Here is a 19075-nt window from a genome sequence, read left to right on the forward strand (position 1 = left end):
GACCGCTGAAGGAGCCGGGGCAATCCGGCCCCGGCAGCACCCGCGGCCCGACGCCCGGCCCCGACCGGGCACCGGAGGGGACGCATGAGCGCGAAGAGCGCCGGCACGAAGGTCGAGAACCGCACCGAGGACACCCGCACCACGCAGGAGATCGACGTCCTCGTCGAGCGAGCGCGCAAGGCGCTCGACCAGTACATGAGCCTCACGCAGGAAGACGTCGACCGGATCGTCCTCAAGGCGTCCGTCGCGGGCCTGCACCAGCACGGCCACCTCGCCCAGATGGCCGTCGCCGAGACCGGGCGCGGCGTCTTCGAGGACAAGGCGACCAAGAACATCTTCGCGTGCGAGCACGTGCCCAACTCGATGGCGAACCTCAAGACGGTGGGCGTCATCGGCCGCGACGAGCTCACGGGCGTCGTGGAGATCGCCGAGCCGGTCGGCGTGGTGTGCGCCGTCACGCCGGTGACCAACCCGACGTCGACCACGATCTTCAAGTCGCTCATCGCGCTCAAGACGCGCAACCCCGTCGTGTTCGCCTTCCACCCGAGCGCCCAGCGCTCGTCGGTCGAGGCGGCCCGCATCGTGCGCGACGCCGCGGTGGCGGCCGGCGCGCCCGACGACTGCATCCAGTGGGTCGAGCACCCGTCGATCGAGGCGACCAGCTCGCTCATGCACCACCCGGGCGTCGCGCTCATCCTCGCCACGGGCGGCAACGGCATGGTCCGCGCGGCCTACTCGGCCGGGAAGCCCGCGCTCGGCGTCGGGGCGGGCAACGTCCCCGCCTACGTCGAGAAGAGCGCCGACCTCGGCCGCGCGATCAACGACGTGGTCATGTCGAAGTCGTTCGACAACGGCATGGTCTGCGCGTCGGAGCAGGCGCTCATCCTCGACGACGTGATCTACGACGACGCGATGCGCGAGCTGGACCGCCTGCACGCCTACCGCGCGACGCCTGCCGAGAAGGCGATGCTCGAGCGGCTCATCTTCGGCGTCGAGGCGACCGGGGCGAACTGCGCCGGCGCGAAGCTCAACCCGAAGGTCGTCGGCAAGTCGCCCGTGTGGATCGCGCGCGAGGCCGGGTTCGAGGTCCCCGACGACACGTCGATCATCCTCGCGGAGATCGACGACGTCGGTCCGCAGGAGCCGCTGAGCCGCGAGAAGCTCACCCCGGTCCTCGCGGTGCTGCGCGCGCGCGACACCGAGCACGGTGTCCGCCTCGCGGAGCGCATGGTCGAGCTCGACGGCCTCGGCCACTCTGCGGCCATCCACACGGCGGACGCGGACCTCGTCGAACGCTACGGCTCGCGGGTCAAGGCCGTGCGCGTGCTGTGGAACAGCCCGACGTCGCTCGGCGGCATCGGCGACATCTACAACGCGCTGCTCCCGTCGCTCACGCTCGGGTGCGGCAGCTACGGCGCGAACTCGGTGTCGAACAACGTGTCCGCGGTCAACCTCATCAACGTCAAGCGGATCGGGCGGCGCAACAACAACATGCAGTGGTTCAAGGTGCCCGCCAAGACGTACTTCGAGCCGAACTCGATCCAGTACCTCGCGCAGATGCGCGACGTGCACCGGGTCACGATCGTCACCGACAAGGTCATGAGCCGCATCGGCGTCGTGGACCGCCTGCTCGACGTCCTCGCCCGCCGCGAGGAGAAGGTCGCGATCCAGATCATCGACTCGGTCGAGCCCGAGCCGAGCGTCGGCACGGTCAACCGCGGCGCCGAGTCGATGCGCGACTTCGAGCCCGACACGATCATCGCGATCGGCGGCGGCTCGCCCATGGACGCGGCGAAGGTCATGTGGCTGCGCTACGAGCACCCGGAGATCGAGTTCTCCGACATGCGCGAGAAGTTCTTCGACGTGCGCAAGCGCGCGTACAAGTTCCCCGAGCTGGGCGGCAGGGCCAAGCTCGTGTGCATCCCGACGTCGTCGGGCACCGGCGCGGAGGTGACGCCGTTCGCGGTCATCACCGACCCGGAGACGGGCTTCAAGTACCCGCTCGCGGACTACGCGCTCACCCCGACCGTCGCGATCGTCGACCCCGTGCTCACGGACACCATGCCGGCGAAGCTCGCGGCCGACTCGGGCTTCGACGCCCTCACGCACGCGACCGAGGCGTTCGTCTCCGTCTACGCGAACGACTTCACCGACGGGCTGTGCCTGCAGGCGATCAAGATGGTCTTCGAGCACATCGAGGACTCGGTCACGCAGGGCGCGGCGGCCCCGAAGGCGCGCGAGAAGATGCACAACGCGGCGACGATCGCGGGCATGGCGTTCGGCTCGGCGATGCTCGGCATCGTGCACGCCATGGCGCACACCGTGGGCTCGACGTTCCACCTCGTGCACGGGCGCACCAACGCGGTGCTCCTGCCGCACGTGATCCGCTACAACGGCCAGGTGCCCACCAAGCTCACGAGCTGGCCCAAGTACGAGCGCTACGTGGCTCCCGAGCGTTTCCAGGAGATCGCGAAGCACCTCGGCCTCCCGGCCTCCACCCCGGAGGAGGGCGTCGAGTCGTACGCGAAGGCGGTCGAGGAGCTGCGCGCCAAGGTGGGCATCGAGGCGACGTTCGCGGCGCAGGGCGTCGACGAGCGGGCGTTCATGGGCCGTCTCGAGGACCTCGCCCTGAGGTCGTTCGAGGACCAGTGCGCCCCGGCGAACCCGCGGATGCCGGTCCTGGAGGACATGCGCGACATCCTCGTCGCGGCCTACCGCGGCAGCAGCCGCGAGGTCGTGCGGGCGGAGCGCCTCGCGGCCCACGAGACCGCGAGCGCCGAGGACGGGCAGGCGGCGACCCCGCCTGCCGAGACCGTGGCGGCCGGCTGACCCCTCCCGGCCCCCACGAAACCCGGAGCCCGACGGCGCGAGTCCCCTTCCGCCGTCGGGCTCCGTCGTGCGCGAGCCTGTGGAAAACCCTCGGAGGGTGCCCCGGCCCCGGTACGTTCTCCGATCGCGGGCCGACGGCCTCGCGGCTCGCGGCGACGCGGGTCATGACGACGGCAGGGGGCCCTCATGGTGCACGGATCAGGACGACGCGCGGCGAGGTTGCTCGCCGCGCTTCAGGCGGGGGCGCTCGTGGTGGCGCTCGCGGCGTGCACACCCGGCGCGGAGCCCGAGCGACCCGAACCCGCCGCGATCGTCGAGATCGACGTCCCGTCCGAGCTCGCTCCGCAGGAGGCCGTCGTCGACCGCGTCGGTATCGTGCCTGCAACGGTCGGCTTGCCGTGGATCGTGAGCGGCGTGCGGACGGAGCCGGGAGGCGTGCCCGAGGGCGTGGTCTGGACCCTCGGCGAGGACGGCGCGGTCACGGGAGACCCAGTGGCCCTCGACCTCCCGGGGGCGGTGCGTGGCCTGGCGGCCGCCGGTGGCGCGGCCCGCACCTTCCTCGCGGGGAGCACGTGGGACGAGGGGCGGACTAGCGGATTCCTGCTGGCCTCGGCGGACCGTGCGACGTGGGCACCTGTGCGGCTCCCTCCGGAGCTCGCGGGTGTCCCGCTGACGCACGTCAGCGAGACCGGAGGGACGGCCGTCGCTCTCGGCGTCGACGCGGACGCAAGGGCCGTGCGGGGCGTGTTCGTCCCGACGACGGGCGAACCCGTGCCGTTGGTGCTCCCGGAAGGGGAGGGCCGGCCGACGGTCCAGGGAGTGGCGGGACGTGAGGCGACGGTGGTCGTCGCGGTGTCTTGGGACGACGAGGTGGGGGACGACGTCGTACTGACCTACCGGTCCGCGGACTCGGGCGCCTCCTGGACCACGTCCGAGGTGCCCGGCGACGCGCCGCACGTCGCCGGCGCCGCCGCGACCGGGACGGGGTTCGTCCTCGCGGGCTCCGTTCGAGAGCCCGGGCTAGGCGGTCCGGTCTCGGACGCAGCCGCGTGGTTCTGGGAACCGGGCGACGGTGAGACATGGGAGTACGCCGACTTCCGTCGGGACGACGCCGGGACGGACGACCAGTCGACGGGGCTCTCGGCTCCGGCCGTCGGCGGCGAAGGGCTCGCGGCCGTCTACTGGGGGAACGAGATCAGCGTGAGCAGCCTCGTGGTCGAGGACGCGTCGGGGCGCGTCCGGACCCAGGGCATGTCCGACGACAACGGCGGGATCGGCTTCCGCGGTCCGTCGGCCTGGGTCCCGGACGAGCACGCGGTGCGTGCCGTCCTCGCCGGGGACGGCGGCGCGTACGTGAGCGAGCTGCGCGACGGGCGTTGGCGCCGGCTCGCGACCCTGGCGATGCCGCAGCGCTGGTTCCTGCCGACCGAGGTCGACGCGGGTGACGGTGGGTTCGTCGCGAGACGGACGGAGGTCTCGACCGCGGGGGACGGGTGGCGGAGGTGGATGTCCTCCGCTGCGTACACCGCGGACGGGGGCACCCTGGTTGAGGGCTCGGCGGACGAGCCGTGGACGGGTGAGGATCTCGCGCTGGTCCGGTCGGCGGCTGCGGACGGGAGCGAGGTGATGATCACCGTCGGCTGGGTGGACGGCGAGGACGCCGTGAGGGCGCGGTCGTGGTTCCGTCCCGCGGACGGCGAGTGGGCTGAGGGCTCCGGCTGGCCGTCGTCCGGGCTCACGGAGGTCCACGACGTCCGCGCTGTCGACGGTGGATGGGTCGCCGTCGGGGTGCGGGCCGAGAGCCCTGAGGGTGCGAGCGTGCGGAGGGCGGCGGCCTGGCGGTCCGAGGACGGCCGCACCTGGACCCTCGACGAGGGGTTCGAGGGTGGTGAGGGGCGATCCACAGCCCGCCACGTGTGCCTCCTCGGCGACGGCCGGCCGTGGGTGCTCGGCACGGTCGTCGAGGGCGGCCGGGAGGTCGACACGACCTGGGTCGGTGCGGGCGCGGGTTGGGAGCGCACGGTGGTCGATGCGGAGGAGTCGTTCGAGGTCGACGGGTGCGTCGAGGGCGACGACGCCGCTCGGCCCGTGCTCCAGGTGCAGGTCGACGGCCGCACCGAGCTGCGCGGGACCACGGACGGCACGACCTTCGACCTCGTCGGTGGTACCGGACAGGGCGAGACCTTCGGCCGCGTCGTCCGTGTGGACGGAACGTACCTCGCCGTCGGCACGGTCGTCGCGACAGGCGTGGAACGGCGGGTCCTGTGGTGGTCCGCAGATGCGCAGGAGTGGCATCAGCTCCCGCTGCCGACCCCGGAACCGGGCTCCTGGGGGACGGTGCACCCGGACGGGTCCGACGCCGTCGTGACGATCACCGGGGTCGGGGGTGTGCGCGCATGGCGCGTGCGCGACGTCGCTCAGCTCGTCCCGGCCGGGTGATCGTCGCGTTCCGGACGCACGACGCCCGCCTCGTAGGCGAGGATCACGAGCTGCACGCGGTTGGTCAGCCCGACCTTGGTCAGCAGCGAGCGCACGTGGCTCTTCACGGTCGCCTCGGTGAGGTGCAGCTCCGCGCCGATCTCGCGGTTCGACAGCCCGCGTGCGACCGCGAGCAGCACCTCGCGCTCGCGGGGAGTGGCCGCGTCCAGCCTCGCGGGCGGGCCGGGCTCGGAGGTCCCCGCCCCGGGCGCCCCGAGCGGCGCGTGCCGCGCGAGCTCGACGTAGGTCGAGATGATGCGACCGGTGACGGCCGGGTCGAGGAGCGAGTCGCCCGCGCGCACGCGGCGCACCGCGTCCACGAGGGTCTGCGGGTCGGCGTCCTTGAGCAGGAAGCCGGCCGCGCCCGCGCGCAGCGCGCCGTACACGTACTCGTCGTCGTCGAACGTCGTGAGGACGAGCGTGCGCACGGCGGCGAGGTCCGGGTCGGAGACGATGCGCGCCGTCGCCTCGATGCCGTCGAGGCGCGGCATGCGCACGTCCATGAGCACGACGTCAGGGCGCAGCGCGCGGGCCATCGCCACCGCGGTCTCCCCGTCCCCGGCCTCGCCGACGACGGTCAGGTCCGGCTCGTTGTCGAGGATCATGCGCAGGCCGAGCCGGATGGTCGACTGGTCGTCGACGACGACGACGCGCACCGGCGCGAGGGCGTGCTCCTCCTCGGCCGTGACGGGACGCGTCGTGCTCACACCGCCTCCCGGGGGATGCGGGCCTCGACGGTCCAGCCGCCGTGCCCGTCCGGCCCGGCGGACAGGGCACCGCCGGCGGCGAGCGCGCGCTCGCGCATGGAGGTCAGCCCGTGCCCCTGCCGCCCCTCGGCGGTCGGCAGGGGTGGGCCCGGGTCGTGGACGCGCAGGTGCAGTCCTGCGGCGTCGTCGGACACGGTCACGGCGACGCCGCGGGCGAGGGAGTGGAGCAGCACGTTGGTCAGGGCCTCCTGGGCGATACGGACGACGGCGAGCCCGGACTCGGCGCTCGTCGTCGGCCACGGGCGGGGGAGCACGAGCTCGACGGCGCGTCCCGCGTCGCGCAGGCGTCGCGCGGCCGCGCGGAGCTCGTCGGGGGTGCGGGTGCCGTCCGGCGTGGGGGCGAGGGCCGCCGTCCCGCCGTCGGCGTCGGTGCCGCGGCGCAGCACCTGGACGACCGAGCGCATCGCGGCCAGCGCCTGCTTGCCCTCGTCGCCGATCCAGCGCACGGCCTCGGCGGGGGCCTCGGGCTGGTTCGCCGCGACGCGGTCGGCGGCCTGCGCCCGTACCACGATCGCGGACATGTGGTGCGCGACGACGTCGTGCAGCTCGCGCGCGATGCGCGTGCGCTCGGCGAGCACGGCGCGCTCGGCCAGCTCGGCCTGGAGCGCCTGGAGCTCGGCGTTGCGCTCGCGCAGCCGTTCGGACGTCACGGCCAGACGGCGGAAGAAGTATCCCGCCGCCACCGCGCCCAGCACGAGCGCGAGCGCGAGGAGCACGTCCGACGGCGACCGTCCGATCCCGAGCCAGAGCGGGGAGAACGGGCGCGGGGGGAGCGTCAGGTGCGGGCGCTCCCAGAGCTGCATCGCGAAGGCGGACAGACCGCCGGCGAGGCCGGCGAGCGCCCACGGCACGGCGCCCGAGCGGGTCGCCGCGAAGCCCGCGACGACGAGGGGGATGAGCTCGAACGGCGTCTGCACGGCCAACGGCTGGGCGAGCGGGTAGAGCATGGTCGTCACCCAGAAGAGCGGACCGGGCGCGACGCGCCGCAGCGCGAGCGTCAGCACGATCCACAGCCCGGCGACGCGGTAGGAGTCCGGGTGGCGCGGGTACCAGTAGTCACCGCCCTCCATCACCGTGATGACGGTGAACCACACGAGCCCCGCGCCGAGCGCGGTCGTGAGGTCCTGCGCCCACACGGGCAGGCGGGAGATCCGGTGCACGCGCCCACGGTAGCCGGGGGCGCTCGCCCGCGGCACCGACCTCAGGGCGGGGCCGGAGCCGGACCCTGTCCGCCCCAGGGCGGACGCGGGTCGTCGGGGTGCACCGCGCGGCGGGGGGAGGAGCAGCCGTCGGGTCGATGCGGCGCACCACGGCTCGCGGAGAGCCTCGGTGCATGACGACGACACCCTTCCCCCCGGTACCCCGCCCCGACGCGGGTCCCGCCCGGCACGCACCGCGCCGCGGCAGGCCGCGCGGCGTGCGCCGCCTCGTGACCTTCGCCCTCGTCGTCGGTGCGGCGGCGACCCTGGCGGCGGCGGCCCACGTGCTGGCCCGACCGGACGGCGTGCCCGCGGCCGTCGCGGACCCACACCCGACGCTGCGGCCGGCCACGGGGCTCGACCCGGAGCTCGAGCGCCGGTTCGACGCGGCCCGCGCCGCCGCGGACGCCGACGGCGTCGAGCTCACGCTCACGTCCGGGTGGCGCACCGCGGCGGAGCAGCAGGAGCTCGTCGACGCAGCCCTGGAGCGCTACGGGTCGGCCGAGGAAGCGCACCGGTGGGTGCTGCCGCCCGAGACGTCCGAGCACGTCGCCGGCCTGGCGATCGACGTCGGGCCGACGGACGGCGCGCTGTGGCTCGAGCAGCACGGCGCGGCGTTCGGGCTGTGCCGCACGTACGCGAACGAGCTGTGGCACTTCGAGGCCGCGGTCGAGCCCGGAGGGACGTGCCCGCCGATGCACGAGGACGCGTCGCACGGCTGGGGGTGACCGCGGTCGCGCCGAGACGGCCCGGGGCCCCCGGTCATCGCCCGGCCGCGACGTCCGTCCGACGGAGCCAGTCGAGGATCAGCCGGGTGGTCTCCTCCGGCAGCTCCTGCTGGATCCAGTGGCCGCAGTCCAGCTCCGCGACCTCGACGCGCGGGACGAACGCCTCGAGGTGCGGCGCCCTCATGACGGTGTCGCGGGCCCCGTAGATCATCAGCGCGCGCTGGCGGACGATCGGGTCGACCTCCTTCATCAGCTCCCAGTTGCGGTCCACGTTGCGGTACCAGTTCACGCTCGGGGTGAAGCCCGACGCCTCGAACGCGTCGACGAACACCGCCAGCTCGGTCTCGCTCATCACGGGCTCGCCGCGCGGGGCCGCGGCCTGGGCGAGGTTCAGGAGCCACATGCCCGGCTCCGGCTCGGCCGCGGGCTCGTTCGTGCGGTACAGGTTGCGCAGGAACCGGCGGGCGTTCGCGTCGAACACGGCGTCCGCCACGCCGGGCCGGCGGTTGAAGTGGACGAAGTGCGAGTCGCTGCCGACCACCGCCTCGATGAACGCGAGGGGCGGCACCTCACCGCGTTCCATGTAGGGCACGCTGAGCGCGACCACCTCGTGCACGCGGGTCGGGTGCAGCACCGCAGCGCTCCACACCACGTTCGCGCCCCAGTCGTGGCCCACGAACGTGGCGTCCTCGTACCCGTAGTGGTCCAGGAGGCCGACGAGGTCGCCGGTCAGGTGCACGACGTCGTAGTCGGACACCTCGGCGGGGCGGGACGACCTGCCGAAGCCGCGCTGGTTGGGGGCGATGACGTGGTAGCCCGCGTCGGCGAGCGCGGCCATCTGATGACGCCACGAGAAGGCCAGCTCCGGCCAGCCGTGGCACAGGACGACGGGTCTGCCGGCGTTCGCCTGCCCCGCCTCGAAGACCTCGAGCTCGATGCCGTCGACGGCGACCATGCTCGGCTCGGGAAAGTCGGTGGTGTGTGACACGGTGTGGTCCCTTCAGCGACGTGCCGATCCGCCGGTGCGGCGATCGATCGGTGCGACCGTAGAGACCTTCGCGGACAGATGTTGTCCTCGATGCCCGGGAGGCTGAGAACATGTCGACCGACCCCACCGGCCGTGCGCTCACGCTGCTCTCGCTGCTCCAGACCCACCGGTACCGGCCCTGCGCCGAGCTCGCCGGACGCCTCGACGTGACCGAGCGGACGGTGCGCCGCGACGTGGACCGTCTCCGGGGGCTCGGCTATCAGGTCGCCGCCACCTCGGGCAGGTACGGGGGCTATCGCCTCGAGTCAGGGGCCTACATGCCGCCGCTCGTGGTCGACGACGAGGAGGCCGTCGCGATCGCCGTCGGGCTCGGCGGTGCGGCGGTCGCCGCCGTCGGCGGCATGGAGGAGACGGCACTGCGCGCCCTCGCCAAGGTCGAGAGCCTGCTGCCGCACCGACTGCGCAGGCGAGTGGCGGCCCTGCGCTCCAGCGTCGTGCCCGTGCCGTCGCCGACCGAGCAGGACATGGTCGACCCGGAGTCGCTCAGCGTGCTCGCGGCCGCGTGCCGCGACCACGAGACCGTCCGCTTCCCGTACCGCGCCGGCGACGGCACCCACACCCGACGCCTGGTCGAGCCGCACCGGCTCGTCACGGCCGAGCGCCGCTGGTACCTCGTCGCGTGGGACCGGGACCGCGAGGACTGGCGCAGCTTCCGACTCGACCGGCTCGCGCGCCCGACGGCGACCGGGGGCCGATTCGCACCCCGCGAGATCCCCCGTGGGGGTGCGGCCGCGTTCGTCGCCCACGCTCTCGGCGCGATCCCCCGAGAGCGGGTCGCCACCCTCGTCCTGGACGCCGAGCCCGACGACCTCACCGAGGTGCTCCGGTGGGTGGACCACGACGTGGTCGACGCGGCGCCGGGGGCCGTGGTGGTCCGGATCCGTGGCGAGGACGTCGGGCGGCTCGCCATGACGGTCGCACGTCTCGCTCTCGGCGCCCCCGTGCGCGTGGTCGAGCCCGACGACCTCGCGGACGCCGTCGGACGTCTCGCCTCGCACCTCGCGCACCGGCGTCGGCCCTGAGCGCGACGACTCACGACGACCTCGCGGTGGCCGCGCCCGGCGCGGAGGGCGGCGGATGTCGGCGGTCCGCGCGATGATGTGCGGGTGAGCGAGAGCACCCCCGCGACGTCCGCCCCGACCACCCCGACCGTGACGGACGAGGAGGTCCCCACGGCCGCGTCCGCCGCCGAGCTCGACGAGGCCGCCGCGCAGAAGCGGTGGGCCGAGCTCGTCGCGCAGGTCGAGGCCGACCAGCGCGCGTACTACGAGGAGGACCAGCCCGTCTCCTCGGACGCCGAGTACGACGCCCGGATGCACGAGCTCCAGGCGCTCGAGGCCGCGCACCCCGCCCTCCAGTCGCCCGAGTCGCCGACGCAGCGCGTCGGGGGCCGGGCCGCGGCGGGCTTCGCGACGGTGCAGCACCTCGAGCCGATGCTGTCGCTCGACAACGCGTTCAGCGAGGAGGACCTCGCGGCGTGGGCGGCGCGCGCGCACCGCGACCTCGGCGTGGCCGCCGACGCGGAGGTGGGCTACCTGTGCGAGGTGAAGATCGACGGCCTCGCCATCGCCCTGCTCTACGAGAAGGGCCGGCTCGTGCGGGCGGCCACGCGCGGCGACGGGCGCACGGGTGAGGACGTCACGGCCAACGTCCGCACCATCACGAGCATCCCGCAGCAGCTCGCGGGCGACCCGGCCACGCACCCGGACGTCATCGAGATCCGCGGCGAGGTCTTCATGGGTGTCGCGGACTTCGCCGCGCTCAACGAGAAGCTCGTCGCCGCGGGGCAGGACCCGTACGCCAACCCGCGCAACACCGCGGCGGGGTCGTTGCGGCAGAAGGACCCGGCCGTCACCGCGAGCCGCAACCTGCGCATGTACGCGCACGGCGTCGGCGCGCTCCAGTGGGAGGCCGGCACCCATGCCGAGCTCGAACGCCAGTCCGCCGCGTACGCGCTGTTCGAGCAGTGGGGCGTGCCGGTCTCGCCGCACAACCGGGTGGTGCGGGGCCTCGACGAGGTCATGGAACGCATCGCCTACTTCGGCGAGCACCGCCACGACATCGAGCACGAGCTCGACGGGATCGTCGTCAAGGTCGACGAGCTCGCGCTCCAGCGCCGGCTCGGCGCCACGAGCCGTGCTCCGCGCTGGGCCATCGCGTACAAGTACCCGCCCGAGGAGGTCAACACGCGTCTCCTCGCGATCCAGGTCGGTGTGGGGCGCACGGGCCGCGCGACCCCGTACGCCGTCATGGAGCCGGTCAAGGTCGCCGGCAGCACCGTGCGCCAGGCGACGCTGCACAACCAGGACGTCGTCCGGGCCAAGGGCGTGCGCATCGGCGACATGGTCGTGCTGCGCAAGGCCGGCGACGTGATCCCCGAGATCCTCGGTCCCGTCGCGGCGCTCGCGGACGACGGCTACCCGCGCGAGGACTTCGTCATGCCCGCCGAGTGCCCGGAGTGCGGCACGCCGCTGCGCCCCATGAAGGAGGGCGACGTCGACCTGCGCTGCCCCAACGCCGAGTCGTGCCCCGCCCAGGTGCGTGGCCGTGTCGAGCACATCGGCTCGCGCGGGGGCCTCGACGTGGAGGCGCTCGGCGAGGTCACCGCCGCCGCGCTCACCCAGCCCTACGAGCCGGCCGAGCCCCCGCTGCGCACCGAGAAGAACCTCTTCGGGCTCACGGTCGAGCAGCTCGCCCCGATCAAGGTCGTGGTCCGCGACCCGGAGACGGGCCTGCCGCGGCCGTACGAGGGCGTGGGGGAGTCGGGCGAGGTCGAGATGTCCGACGGCTCCGTGCTCCTGGCCAAGGTCGTCCGGCCGTTCCAGAAGGTCGCCGCACGCACCTACCCGCCCGGGTTCGAGGACGCGACCCCGGCCGAGCGCCGTGCCGCGGGAGTGCGCAAGGACTACCCCGTGTACGGTCCGTCGAGCACGGCGCAGACCCTCGTCGACGAGCTCCGGCTCGCCAGGACGAAGGACCTGTGGCGCGTCCTGGTCAGCCTCAACATCCGGCACGTAGGCCCGGTCGCGGCCCGCGCGCTCGCGGACTGGTTCGGTTCGCTGGACGCCATCAGGGCGGCGATCCGCGACGAGGGCCGCGACGCGCTCGCGGCCGTCGAGGGCGTCGGGCCGGTCATCGCGGACGAGGTGATCGCGTGGCTCGAGGTCGACTGGCACCAGGAGATCGTCGAGCAGTGGGAGCGGGACGGGGTGCGGTTCTCCATCCCCGGGCACCCGGGCCCGGGTGCGCGGCAGGCGCCCACCGGCCCGCTCGCGGGGCTCACCGTCGTCGTCACGGGGTCGCTCGACGGCTTCAGCCGCGACGGCGCCAAGGAGGCCGTGATCGCGGCGGGCGGCAAGTCGTCGGGTTCGGTCTCGAAGAAGACGGACTACGTGGTCGTCGGCGCGAACGCGGGCTCGAAGGAGACGAAGGCCCGCGAGCTCGGCCTGCCGATCCTCGACGAGGAGGGTTTCGTCGCGCTGCTCGCCGGAGGCCCGGACGCGGTGGCCGATCGCGTGCGCACCGGCGACGCTCCCGACGAGGAGCCGGCGGGCGCGGACGGCTGATCCGCACGACCGACTGCTGACCCGCACGACCGACGGCTGAGCAGCACGACCAGGCGGGGCGCTCCATCGGCCGGGCGCGACGCGCGCAGCGAGCCTCCCTACCCGACGAGCGGCCACCAGTGTCGATCGACGAGGGCGCCCGGTGCGGCCAGGGGTACCCAGTCACCCGGGACCCGCACGCCGGCGGTGCCGGTGCCGAAGACGACGAAGTGCGCGTGCGGGGTCGGCCAGGGATAGCCGGGACCGGCGCGCACCGTGTTGCGGACGTAGCCGACGACCGTGAGGTCGCGGTGCGTGCCGAGCACGTCGTCGGCCAACCGCCGCGCCGCACCCCACCCCGTCTCGCCGGGCGCGACCTGCGTCGTCGGGAGGTCCGGTCTCCCGGTGCCGTCGCGGGGGACGCAGAACACGGCGTCGTCGCGCTCGACGAGGAGCCGGACGAGGCTCGCCGGATCGGGACAGCTCCCGCCCTCGGCCCGCACGACGTCGGCGCGCCCGCCGGGCGGGAGCCACGGCGCGTCCGCGACGGTCCGGACGACCTGCTCGCGCGCGGTCATCCCGCGTTCGAGCGTCCCGGGCGCCGCGACATGACCTCACGGAGCCGCGCGACGCCGTCGGGCGGGACGGGCAGCGACGGGCCGCGCGGGGGAGCGGTCGGCACGCCGATCAGGTTCGCGAGCGCGTGGAACCCGCTCACCGGGCGCAGCGACGCCAGCGCGGCCGTGAGGTCGCGCAGCCAGGTGGCGACCTGCGTGCCGGGATCCGTGCCGGCGGACCGCGCGCGCCGGAGCGCGACGTACTCCTCGGGGACGAGCGCGGCGAGGCCGGTGTGCCAGGCGTCGGCCGCCTCCGCTCCGCCGACGATCGCCGCGTCGCCGCTCAGCCCGACGCTCACGCCGAGGCCCTCGGTCGCCGCCCGGAGCGTCGCGACCCGGCCGGTCGGCCGGGCGGGCGTGGACGCGGGGTCCTTGACCGCGGAGACGGTCGCGGTGCGCGCGAGTCGGGCGAGCGCGTCGGGCGTGACGTCGTAGGCGGTCTGCACGCTCCGGTTGTAGTAGCAGACCGGCAGGTCGACGGCGGACGCCACGGCCTCGAAGACCGCGACCACCTCCTCCTCGTCGAGCGGGAGGTACGAGAATGGCGCGAGGACCAGGCCGTCGGCGCCGCCGTCCCGCGCGGCGCGGGCGTGGGCGACGACGTCGCGCGTCGACGTGCCGCTCACCGCGACGTGCACGGGGACGCGCGGCGATCCCGCCGTGGCGCCCACCGCGGAGGCCGAACCGACGGCCGCGCGCACGACGGTGTCGCGCTCGTCGGGCGTGAACGTCACCCCGGCGCCCGAGGACGCGAGGACGACGACGCCGTCGACGCCTGCTCGCACGGCGCGGCCCACGACGCCGGCGAGCGCGTCCAGGTCGGGTGCGTCGTCGGGGGTGAGGGGCGTGATCGGGTAGGCGAGGAGGCCGTGGAAGGACGTCACGCGCCGAGTGTAGGGAACGGGCCGTGGGGCGCGCCCGAGCGTCAGCGGCTTGCCCAGAGGATGCCGCGCTCCACGATCGTGCGGACGGGCGGGACCTCGAGGTCGGCGAGCTGGTGGCCCGCCGCGCACACGAAGATGCGGCCCGCACCCCAGCGGCGCGTCCACACGGCGGGGGAGACCACGGGCTCGTGCCACGGGTCGCCGTCGCGCGGGACGATGGTCGTGGTCGCGAGGACCTCGTTGTACGAGTCCGCGAGAACCCAGTACTGCTCGGAGCGCAGGGTGATCGAGTCGATGCCCGCGACGATCGGGTGGTCCGCGTGCTCGGGGACGATCTCGATCGTGTGGTCGATGAGGTCGTGCGCGTGCGCGGCGAACTGCCCGCCCACCATCTGCAGGTAGTCGGTCGCGAGGCGGAACGAGTCCACGATCCCGCCGTGCCAGCCTGCGAAGCCCGTGCCGTTCGCGATCGCGGTGCGCAGCCCGCGCATCTCGTCGGGGAGGATCTCGCCCATCGTCCAGCACTGCACGACGAGGTCCAGGCTCGCCATGAACTCTTCGTCGGCGTACGACTCCAACGATCCCTCGAGCGTCACGTCGTACCCGGACGCCTCCAGGAACGGGACGAACAGCTCCGCCGCCTCCTCGGGTGCGTGCCCGGGCCAACCGCCCCGGACCACGAGCGCTCGACGGTCCCGCTCGGTCATGACTCCTCCTCGTGCCTCGTCACACTCGTCACGCCCGCGTGTCGCGGGCAGCGGCCCCCGGCGACCGCGCTCAGGCGATGAGCGCGTCGATCGCTGCGGGCGAGAGTACGTGATCCACGGCCATGGCGCTCGCACCGAGCACGCCGGCCTGGCCCCGTGCCTGCGAGGTGACGATGCGCAGGTGCTGCGTCGCGAGGGGGAGCGACCGCTGGTAGACGATCTCGCGGATGCCCGCGATGAGGTGCTCGCCCGCCTCGGCGACGATGCCGCCGATGACGATGAGCGAGGGGTTGAGGAGGCTCACGCATGCCGCGAGCACGGAGCCGATGTCGCGTCCGGCCTGGCGCACGGCCTGGCTCGCGGCGAGGTCGCCGCCACGGACGAGCGTGACGACGTCGGCGCTGTTCGCCGCGTCGAGGCCTGCGGCGGCGAGCGCGGCGGCGACGGCCTGACCGCTCGCGACGGCCTCGAGGCACCCGACGTTGCCGCAGCGGCACGGGACGTCGGCCGCGCTCGGGACGGCGACGTGCCCGATGTCCCCGGCGGCACCCTGCGCTCCGCGCCGCAGCTCGCCGTCGGCGATGATGCCGGAGCCGATCCCGGTGGCGACCTTGACGAAGAGCATGTCGGTGACGGCCGGCCACGCGGTGCGGTGCTCGCCGAGCGCCATGATGTTCACGTCGTTGTCCACCAGGACGGACGCGTTGAACCGCTTCTGCAGGATCCCGGGGACGTCGACGTCGTCCCACGCGGGCATGATCGGCGGGTTGATGGGGCGGCCGGACGAGTGCTCGACGGGTCCGGGCAGGCCGACGCCGACGCTCACGAGGTCGTCGAGGCTGCGCCCCGTCGTCGCGACGAGCTTCTCGCCCGTGTCCGCGACCCACGACAGCACGACCTCCGGGCCGTCCGCGATCGCGAGCGCCGCGTCGGTCTCCGCGATCACGTTGGACGCGAGGTCGGTCACCGCGAGGCGTGCGTGCGTCGCGCCGAGGTCGACGGCGAGCACGATGCGCGCCTCAGGGCTGAAGGCGAAGGTCACGGGCGGTCGACCGCCCGTCGAGCTCGCCTCTCCCGCGGGGGCGATGAGGCCCGCCGACATGAGGAGGTCGATCCGGGCGGCGATGGTGGATCGCGCCTGCCCCGTGATCGCTGCAAGGTCCGCGCGCGTGCGCGGCTGACCGTCCCGGAGCAGCTGGAACATGTCGCCGGCGCCGGTCGGGCGCGGCGCGAACTTCAGCAGTTCCTCCATGGGCACAGTGAATCACGGGGCCTCTCGTCGGTCGTCCGTACATGCCGGACGAGTCATCGGCTTTTGCTTGACGATCGCCAAAAGGTACCCTACTGTCCCCTCCCAAGGCGACATGGACGTCGTCGGAAGGTGTGGAGGTCCGAGGAAGGGCCTCTCGTCCGGGCGGACACCGCCCCTCGATCCCTCGTGCAGACCCGACCGCAGGCCGAATCCTCGCCCGTCGTGGCTCGTCACCGCCCCGTCGCGGCGCAACCCCGGTACGTACTCCTCCCGGCCCGCCGACCCTGGGGGAGCGTTCCCACCGGGCATCCGAGGGTTGCCCACTTTTGCTGGTAACGAAGTTGTAACAGCAGCAAAAGACCGAGACCTTATGATTGACCGTCGTCAAAAGGTCCGCTAGGTTCACCGCATGGTCACCGCAGACCCTCCCCAGCCGCTCCTGCAGATGCAGGGCATCGTCAAGGTCTTCCCCGGGGCTCGCGCGCTCGACGGCGTCGATCTCGAGATCCTCCCGGGCGAGGTCCACTGCCTGCTCGGGCAGAACGGCGCCGGCAAGTCCACCCTCATCAAGGTGCTCGCCGGCGCCCACCAGCCGACGGAAGGGCAGATCCTGCTCGACGGCGAGCCCATCACCATCTCTGACCCCGTCGCCGCGCTGCGGCACGGCGTCGCGACGATGTACCAGGAGCTCGACGTCGTCGACGGCCTGACCGTCGCGGAGAACGTCTACCTCGGCCACGAGCTCTCGACGCTCGGCTTCTCCCAGCGCCGCGAGGCCGTGCGCAAGACGCGCGACCTGCTCAAGCGGCTCGGGCACTCGGAGATCTCGCCGACCAAGGAGGTCGAGCACCTGTCGGCCGCGGGCAAGCAGATCGTCTCCATGGCGCGGGCGTTGTCCCACGACGCGCGTGTCATCATCATGGACGAGCCGTCCGCCGTGCTCGACTCCGAGGAGGTGGGCAACCTCTTCCGCGTGGTCAAGGAGCTGACGAAGGCGGGCGTCGCCGTCGTCTACATCTCGCACCGGCTCGAGGAGATCCGCGAGATCGGCGACCGCATCACCGTCCTCAAGGACGGCCGGACCGTCGCGCAGAACCTCGCCGTCTCCGAGACGCCGACGCAGAAGCTCATCACCCTCATGACCGGGCGCTCGGTCGAGTACGTCTTCCCCGACTCACAGGACCTCGCGGACGACGCGCCCGTCGTGCTCGACGTCGCGGGTCTGGCCCTGCGGGGCGTGTTCGAGGACGTCTCGCTCCAGGTGCGAGCGGGGGAGATCGTCGGTCTCGCCGGCCTCGTCGGCGCGGGTCGCTCCGAGATCATCGAGACGATCTACGGCGCACGGCGCGCGACCGCGGGCACCGTGACGGTCGACTCCAAGAAGCTGCGCGCCGGGTCGGTCGCGTCCGCCGTGGACGCCGGGATCGGGCTCGCGCCCGAGGAGCGCAAGAGCCAGGGCCTGCTCCTCGACGAGCCCGTCTACCGCAACGTCACCCTCTCGACCTTCGCCCGCTTCGCGCGCGGCGGCTTCCTCGACGAGGCCGCCGAGCGCAAGGCCGCCAAGGAGCAGGCCGACTCCCTCGAGCTGCGGCCCGCCGGCGTCGACCGCGCGATCCGCACCCTCTCGGGCGGCAACCAGCAGAAGGCGATGCTCGCCCGCTGGCTCGTCCACGGCTGCCGCGTCCTGCTCCTCGACGAGCCAACGCGCGGTGTCGACGTCGGGGCGCGCGCCGAGATCTACGCCCTCATCCGCAGGCTCGCCGACGAGGGCGCCGCCGTCGTCGTCGTGTCCAGCGAGATCCCCGAAGTCCTCGGCCTCGCCGACCGCGTCCTCGTCGTCTCCGAGGGTCGCGTCGTGCACGAGGGGCCCTCGAGCTCCATCGACGAGCACCAGGTGCTCGACATGGTCATGGAAGGAAGTGTCGCGTGAGCGAGCAGCAGGTGTCGGCGTCGATGCCGACGGGTAAGCCGGACGCCGACGAGTCGGCCCGGGTCGAGAAGGCCGCGAGCGAGCGCCGGACGGGCGGGTTCCTGTCCGGGGCGGCAGGTCGGAACGTCGGCCTCGTCGTCGCGCTCCTGCTCCTGTGCGTCGTGGGCTTCGCCACGGGGGGCGAGCGGTTTGCGAGCCTCAGCAACCTCATGACCATCCTCAGCCTCGGATCGATCCTCGGCGTCCTGGCAATCGGGATGACGTTCGTCATCACGACGGGCGGCATCGACCTGTCGGTCGGCTCCGTGGTCGGGCTCGCCTCCGTGTGGGCCACCACGCTCGCGACCCAGTCGTACGGCTGGGTCGTCATGGTGATCTGCGCGCTCGCGGTCGGCGTCGGCGCCGGGCTCATCAACGGCCTGATCATCGCCTACGGGAGGGTCGTCGCGTTCATCGCGACCCTCGCGATGCTCGTCGCCGCCCGCGGCCTGGCCGAGCTCATCGCGCAGAAGCGCACGCAGATCGTCGACGTCGCGGCGTTCAACGACATCTTCCGGGGCAACCTCCTCGGGGTGCCGAAGATCGTGTGGATCTTCGCGGTCGTCGCCGTGCTCGGCTGGTTCCTGTTCAACCGCACGACGTTCGGCCGCCGGACGGTCGCCGTCGGCGGCAACCCCGAGGCCGCTCGCCTCGCGGGCATCAAGGTCAAGCGCCACCTCATGTACGTGTACGCGCTGTCCGGGCTCACCGCGGGCATCGCTGCCGTCATGTTCCTCGCCCGGACGAGCGCTGGGTCCTCGACCAACGGCCTGCTGATCGAGCTCGACGCCATCGCCGCGGTGGTCGTCGGCGGCACGCTCCTCGTGGGTGGCCGGGGCACGATCGTCGGCACCGTCCTGGGCGTCCTGATCTTCACGACGCTCACCAACGTCTTCATCATCAACAACGTCGACAGCTCGGTCCAGCAGATCGCCAAGGGCGCGATCATCGTCGGCGCCGTGCTGCTCCAGCAGCGTCTCTCCCGGCGCACCACCTAGCGACCCGAGCCCCGCGGCTGTCGTCGACCCGGCGGACGGCCCGGTCCAGCCCTC

Annotated in this window: 14 protein-coding genes; 7 read left to right on the forward strand and 7 right to left on the reverse strand. The window is 73.4% G+C overall.

The genetic code is table 11. The features are described from left to right. The first annotated feature begins 84 nt into the window (after positions 1–84). On the forward strand, positions 85–2829 hold the full coding sequence (gene adhE, locus FIC82_RS08495) for a bifunctional acetaldehyde-CoA/alcohol dehydrogenase (RefSeq protein ID WP_154798264.1): 2745 nt from the start codon (positions 85–87) through the stop codon (positions 2827–2829). Between the two features lie 186 nt (positions 2830–3015). Beyond that, the gene (locus FIC82_RS08500; protein ID WP_154798265.1) at positions 3016–5268 is read left to right on the forward strand and encodes a hypothetical protein; all 2253 of its coding nucleotides are present in this window, start codon (positions 3016–3018) and stop codon (positions 5266–5268) included. Here FIC82_RS08500 and FIC82_RS08505 read toward each other — a convergent pair. Further along, positions 5247–5912, reverse strand: a complete 666-nt coding sequence (locus tag FIC82_RS08505; RefSeq protein WP_154800000.1) for a response regulator — start codon at positions 5910–5912, stop codon at positions 5247–5249. The genes FIC82_RS08500 and FIC82_RS08505 overlap by 22 nt on opposite strands. A 98-nt stretch (positions 5913–6010) precedes the next feature. Next, complete coding sequence (locus FIC82_RS08510) at positions 6011–7234, reverse strand: sensor histidine kinase (RefSeq protein WP_154798266.1); 1224 nt, start codon at positions 7232–7234, stop codon at positions 6011–6013. 173 nt (positions 7235–7407) lie between these two features. Between FIC82_RS08510 and FIC82_RS08515 the strand changes: the two genes are divergently transcribed. Beyond that, a complete protein-coding gene (locus FIC82_RS08515; protein ID WP_154798267.1) occupies positions 7408–8001 on the forward strand; it encodes a M15 family metallopeptidase in 594 nt (197 codons plus the stop codon). 34 nt (positions 8002–8035) lie between these two features. On the opposite strand, the gene FIC82_RS08520 is transcribed toward FIC82_RS08515, so the two are convergent. Continuing rightward, positions 8036–8989, reverse strand: coding sequence for an alpha/beta fold hydrolase (locus FIC82_RS08520; RefSeq protein WP_253691632.1), 954 nt, complete (start codon positions 8987–8989; stop codon positions 8036–8038). A gap of 110 nt (positions 8990–9099) precedes the next feature. Between FIC82_RS08520 and FIC82_RS08525 the strand changes: the two genes are divergently transcribed. After that, entirely contained in the window at positions 9100–10071 is a 972-nt protein-coding gene (locus FIC82_RS08525; RefSeq protein ID WP_154798268.1) for a helix-turn-helix transcriptional regulator, read from the forward strand. Between the two features lie 84 nt (positions 10072–10155). Next, positions 10156–12615 (forward strand): NAD-dependent DNA ligase LigA, encoded by a 2460-nt coding sequence (ligA, locus tag FIC82_RS08530; protein ID WP_418884349.1) that lies wholly within the window; start codon positions 10156–10158, stop codon positions 12613–12615. Positions 12616–12713: 98 nt separating this feature from the next. On the opposite strand, the gene FIC82_RS08535 is transcribed toward ligA, so the two are convergent. The 4 genes from FIC82_RS08535 to FIC82_RS08550 form a co-directional block, all read right to left on the reverse strand. Continuing rightward, positions 12714–13172 carry an NUDIX hydrolase gene (locus FIC82_RS08535; RefSeq protein ID WP_154798269.1) on the reverse strand — a complete coding sequence of 153 codons (459 nt, stop codon included), beginning with the start codon at positions 13170–13172 and terminating at the stop codon, positions 12714–12716. Next, entirely contained in the window at positions 13169–14095 is a 927-nt protein-coding gene (locus FIC82_RS08540; protein WP_168731642.1) for a dihydrodipicolinate synthase family protein, read from the reverse strand. The genes FIC82_RS08535 and FIC82_RS08540 overlap by 4 nt, the downstream gene beginning before the upstream one ends. A gap of 41 nt (positions 14096–14136) precedes the next feature. Continuing rightward, complete coding sequence (locus FIC82_RS08545; RefSeq protein WP_154798271.1) at positions 14137–14802, reverse strand: ThuA domain-containing protein; 666 nt, start codon at positions 14800–14802, stop codon at positions 14137–14139. A 70-nt stretch (positions 14803–14872) separates the two neighbouring features. Next, positions 14873–16054 carry an ROK family transcriptional regulator gene (locus FIC82_RS08550; protein ID WP_154798272.1) on the reverse strand — a complete coding sequence of 394 codons (1182 nt, stop codon included), beginning with the start codon at positions 16052–16054 and terminating at the stop codon, positions 14873–14875. A gap of 409 nt (positions 16055–16463) precedes the next feature. Between FIC82_RS08550 and FIC82_RS08555 the strand changes: the two genes are divergently transcribed. Together FIC82_RS08555 and FIC82_RS08560 are read left to right on the forward strand one after the other, a co-directional pair. Then, on the forward strand, positions 16464–17984 hold the full coding sequence (locus FIC82_RS08555; protein WP_171445696.1) for a sugar ABC transporter ATP-binding protein: 1521 nt from the start codon (positions 16464–16466) through the stop codon (positions 17982–17984). Continuing rightward, the gene (locus tag FIC82_RS08560; RefSeq protein ID WP_253691635.1) at positions 17981–19021 is read left to right on the forward strand and encodes an ABC transporter permease; all 1041 of its coding nucleotides are present in this window, start codon (positions 17981–17983) and stop codon (positions 19019–19021) included. Before FIC82_RS08555 ends, FIC82_RS08560 begins: the two co-directional genes overlap by 4 nt. The last annotated feature ends 54 nt before the right edge of the window (positions 19022–19075 follow it).

Source organism: Cellulosimicrobium protaetiae (genome assembly GCF_009708005.2).
Classification (GTDB): domain Bacteria; phylum Actinomycetota; class Actinomycetes; order Actinomycetales; family Cellulomonadaceae; genus Cellulosimicrobium; species Cellulosimicrobium protaetiae.

Bases quoted from the DNA above. Each gene is read 5' to 3' on its own strand.
- FIC82_RS08550 (WP_154798272.1), bottom strand. From the start codon at position 16,054: ATGGAGGAACTGCTGAAGTTCGCGCCGCGCCCGACCGGCGCCGGCGAC.
- FIC82_RS08535 (WP_154798269.1), bottom strand. From the start codon at position 13,172: ATGACCGCGCGCGAGCAGGTCGTCCGGACCGTCGCGGACGCGCCGTGG.
- FIC82_RS08500 (WP_154798265.1), top strand. From the start codon at position 3,016: ATGGTGCACGGATCAGGACGACGCGCGGCGAGGTTGCTCGCCGCGCTT.
- adhE (WP_154798264.1), top strand. From the start codon at position 85: ATGAGCGCGAAGAGCGCCGGCACGAAGGTCGAGAACCGCACCGAGGAC.
- FIC82_RS08515 (WP_154798267.1), top strand. From the start codon at position 7,408: ATGACGACGACACCCTTCCCCCCGGTACCCCGCCCCGACGCGGGTCCC.
- FIC82_RS08545 (WP_154798271.1), bottom strand. From the start codon at position 14,802: ATGACCGAGCGGGACCGTCGAGCGCTCGTGGTCCGGGGCGGTTGGCCC.
- FIC82_RS08555 (WP_171445696.1), top strand. From the start codon at position 16,464: ATGGTCACCGCAGACCCTCCCCAGCCGCTCCTGCAGATGCAGGGCATC.
- FIC82_RS08505 (WP_154800000.1), bottom strand. From the start codon at position 5,912: ATGATCCTCGACAACGAGCCGGACCTGACCGTCGTCGGCGAGGCCGGG.
- FIC82_RS08525 (WP_154798268.1), top strand. From the start codon at position 9,100: ATGTCGACCGACCCCACCGGCCGTGCGCTCACGCTGCTCTCGCTGCTC.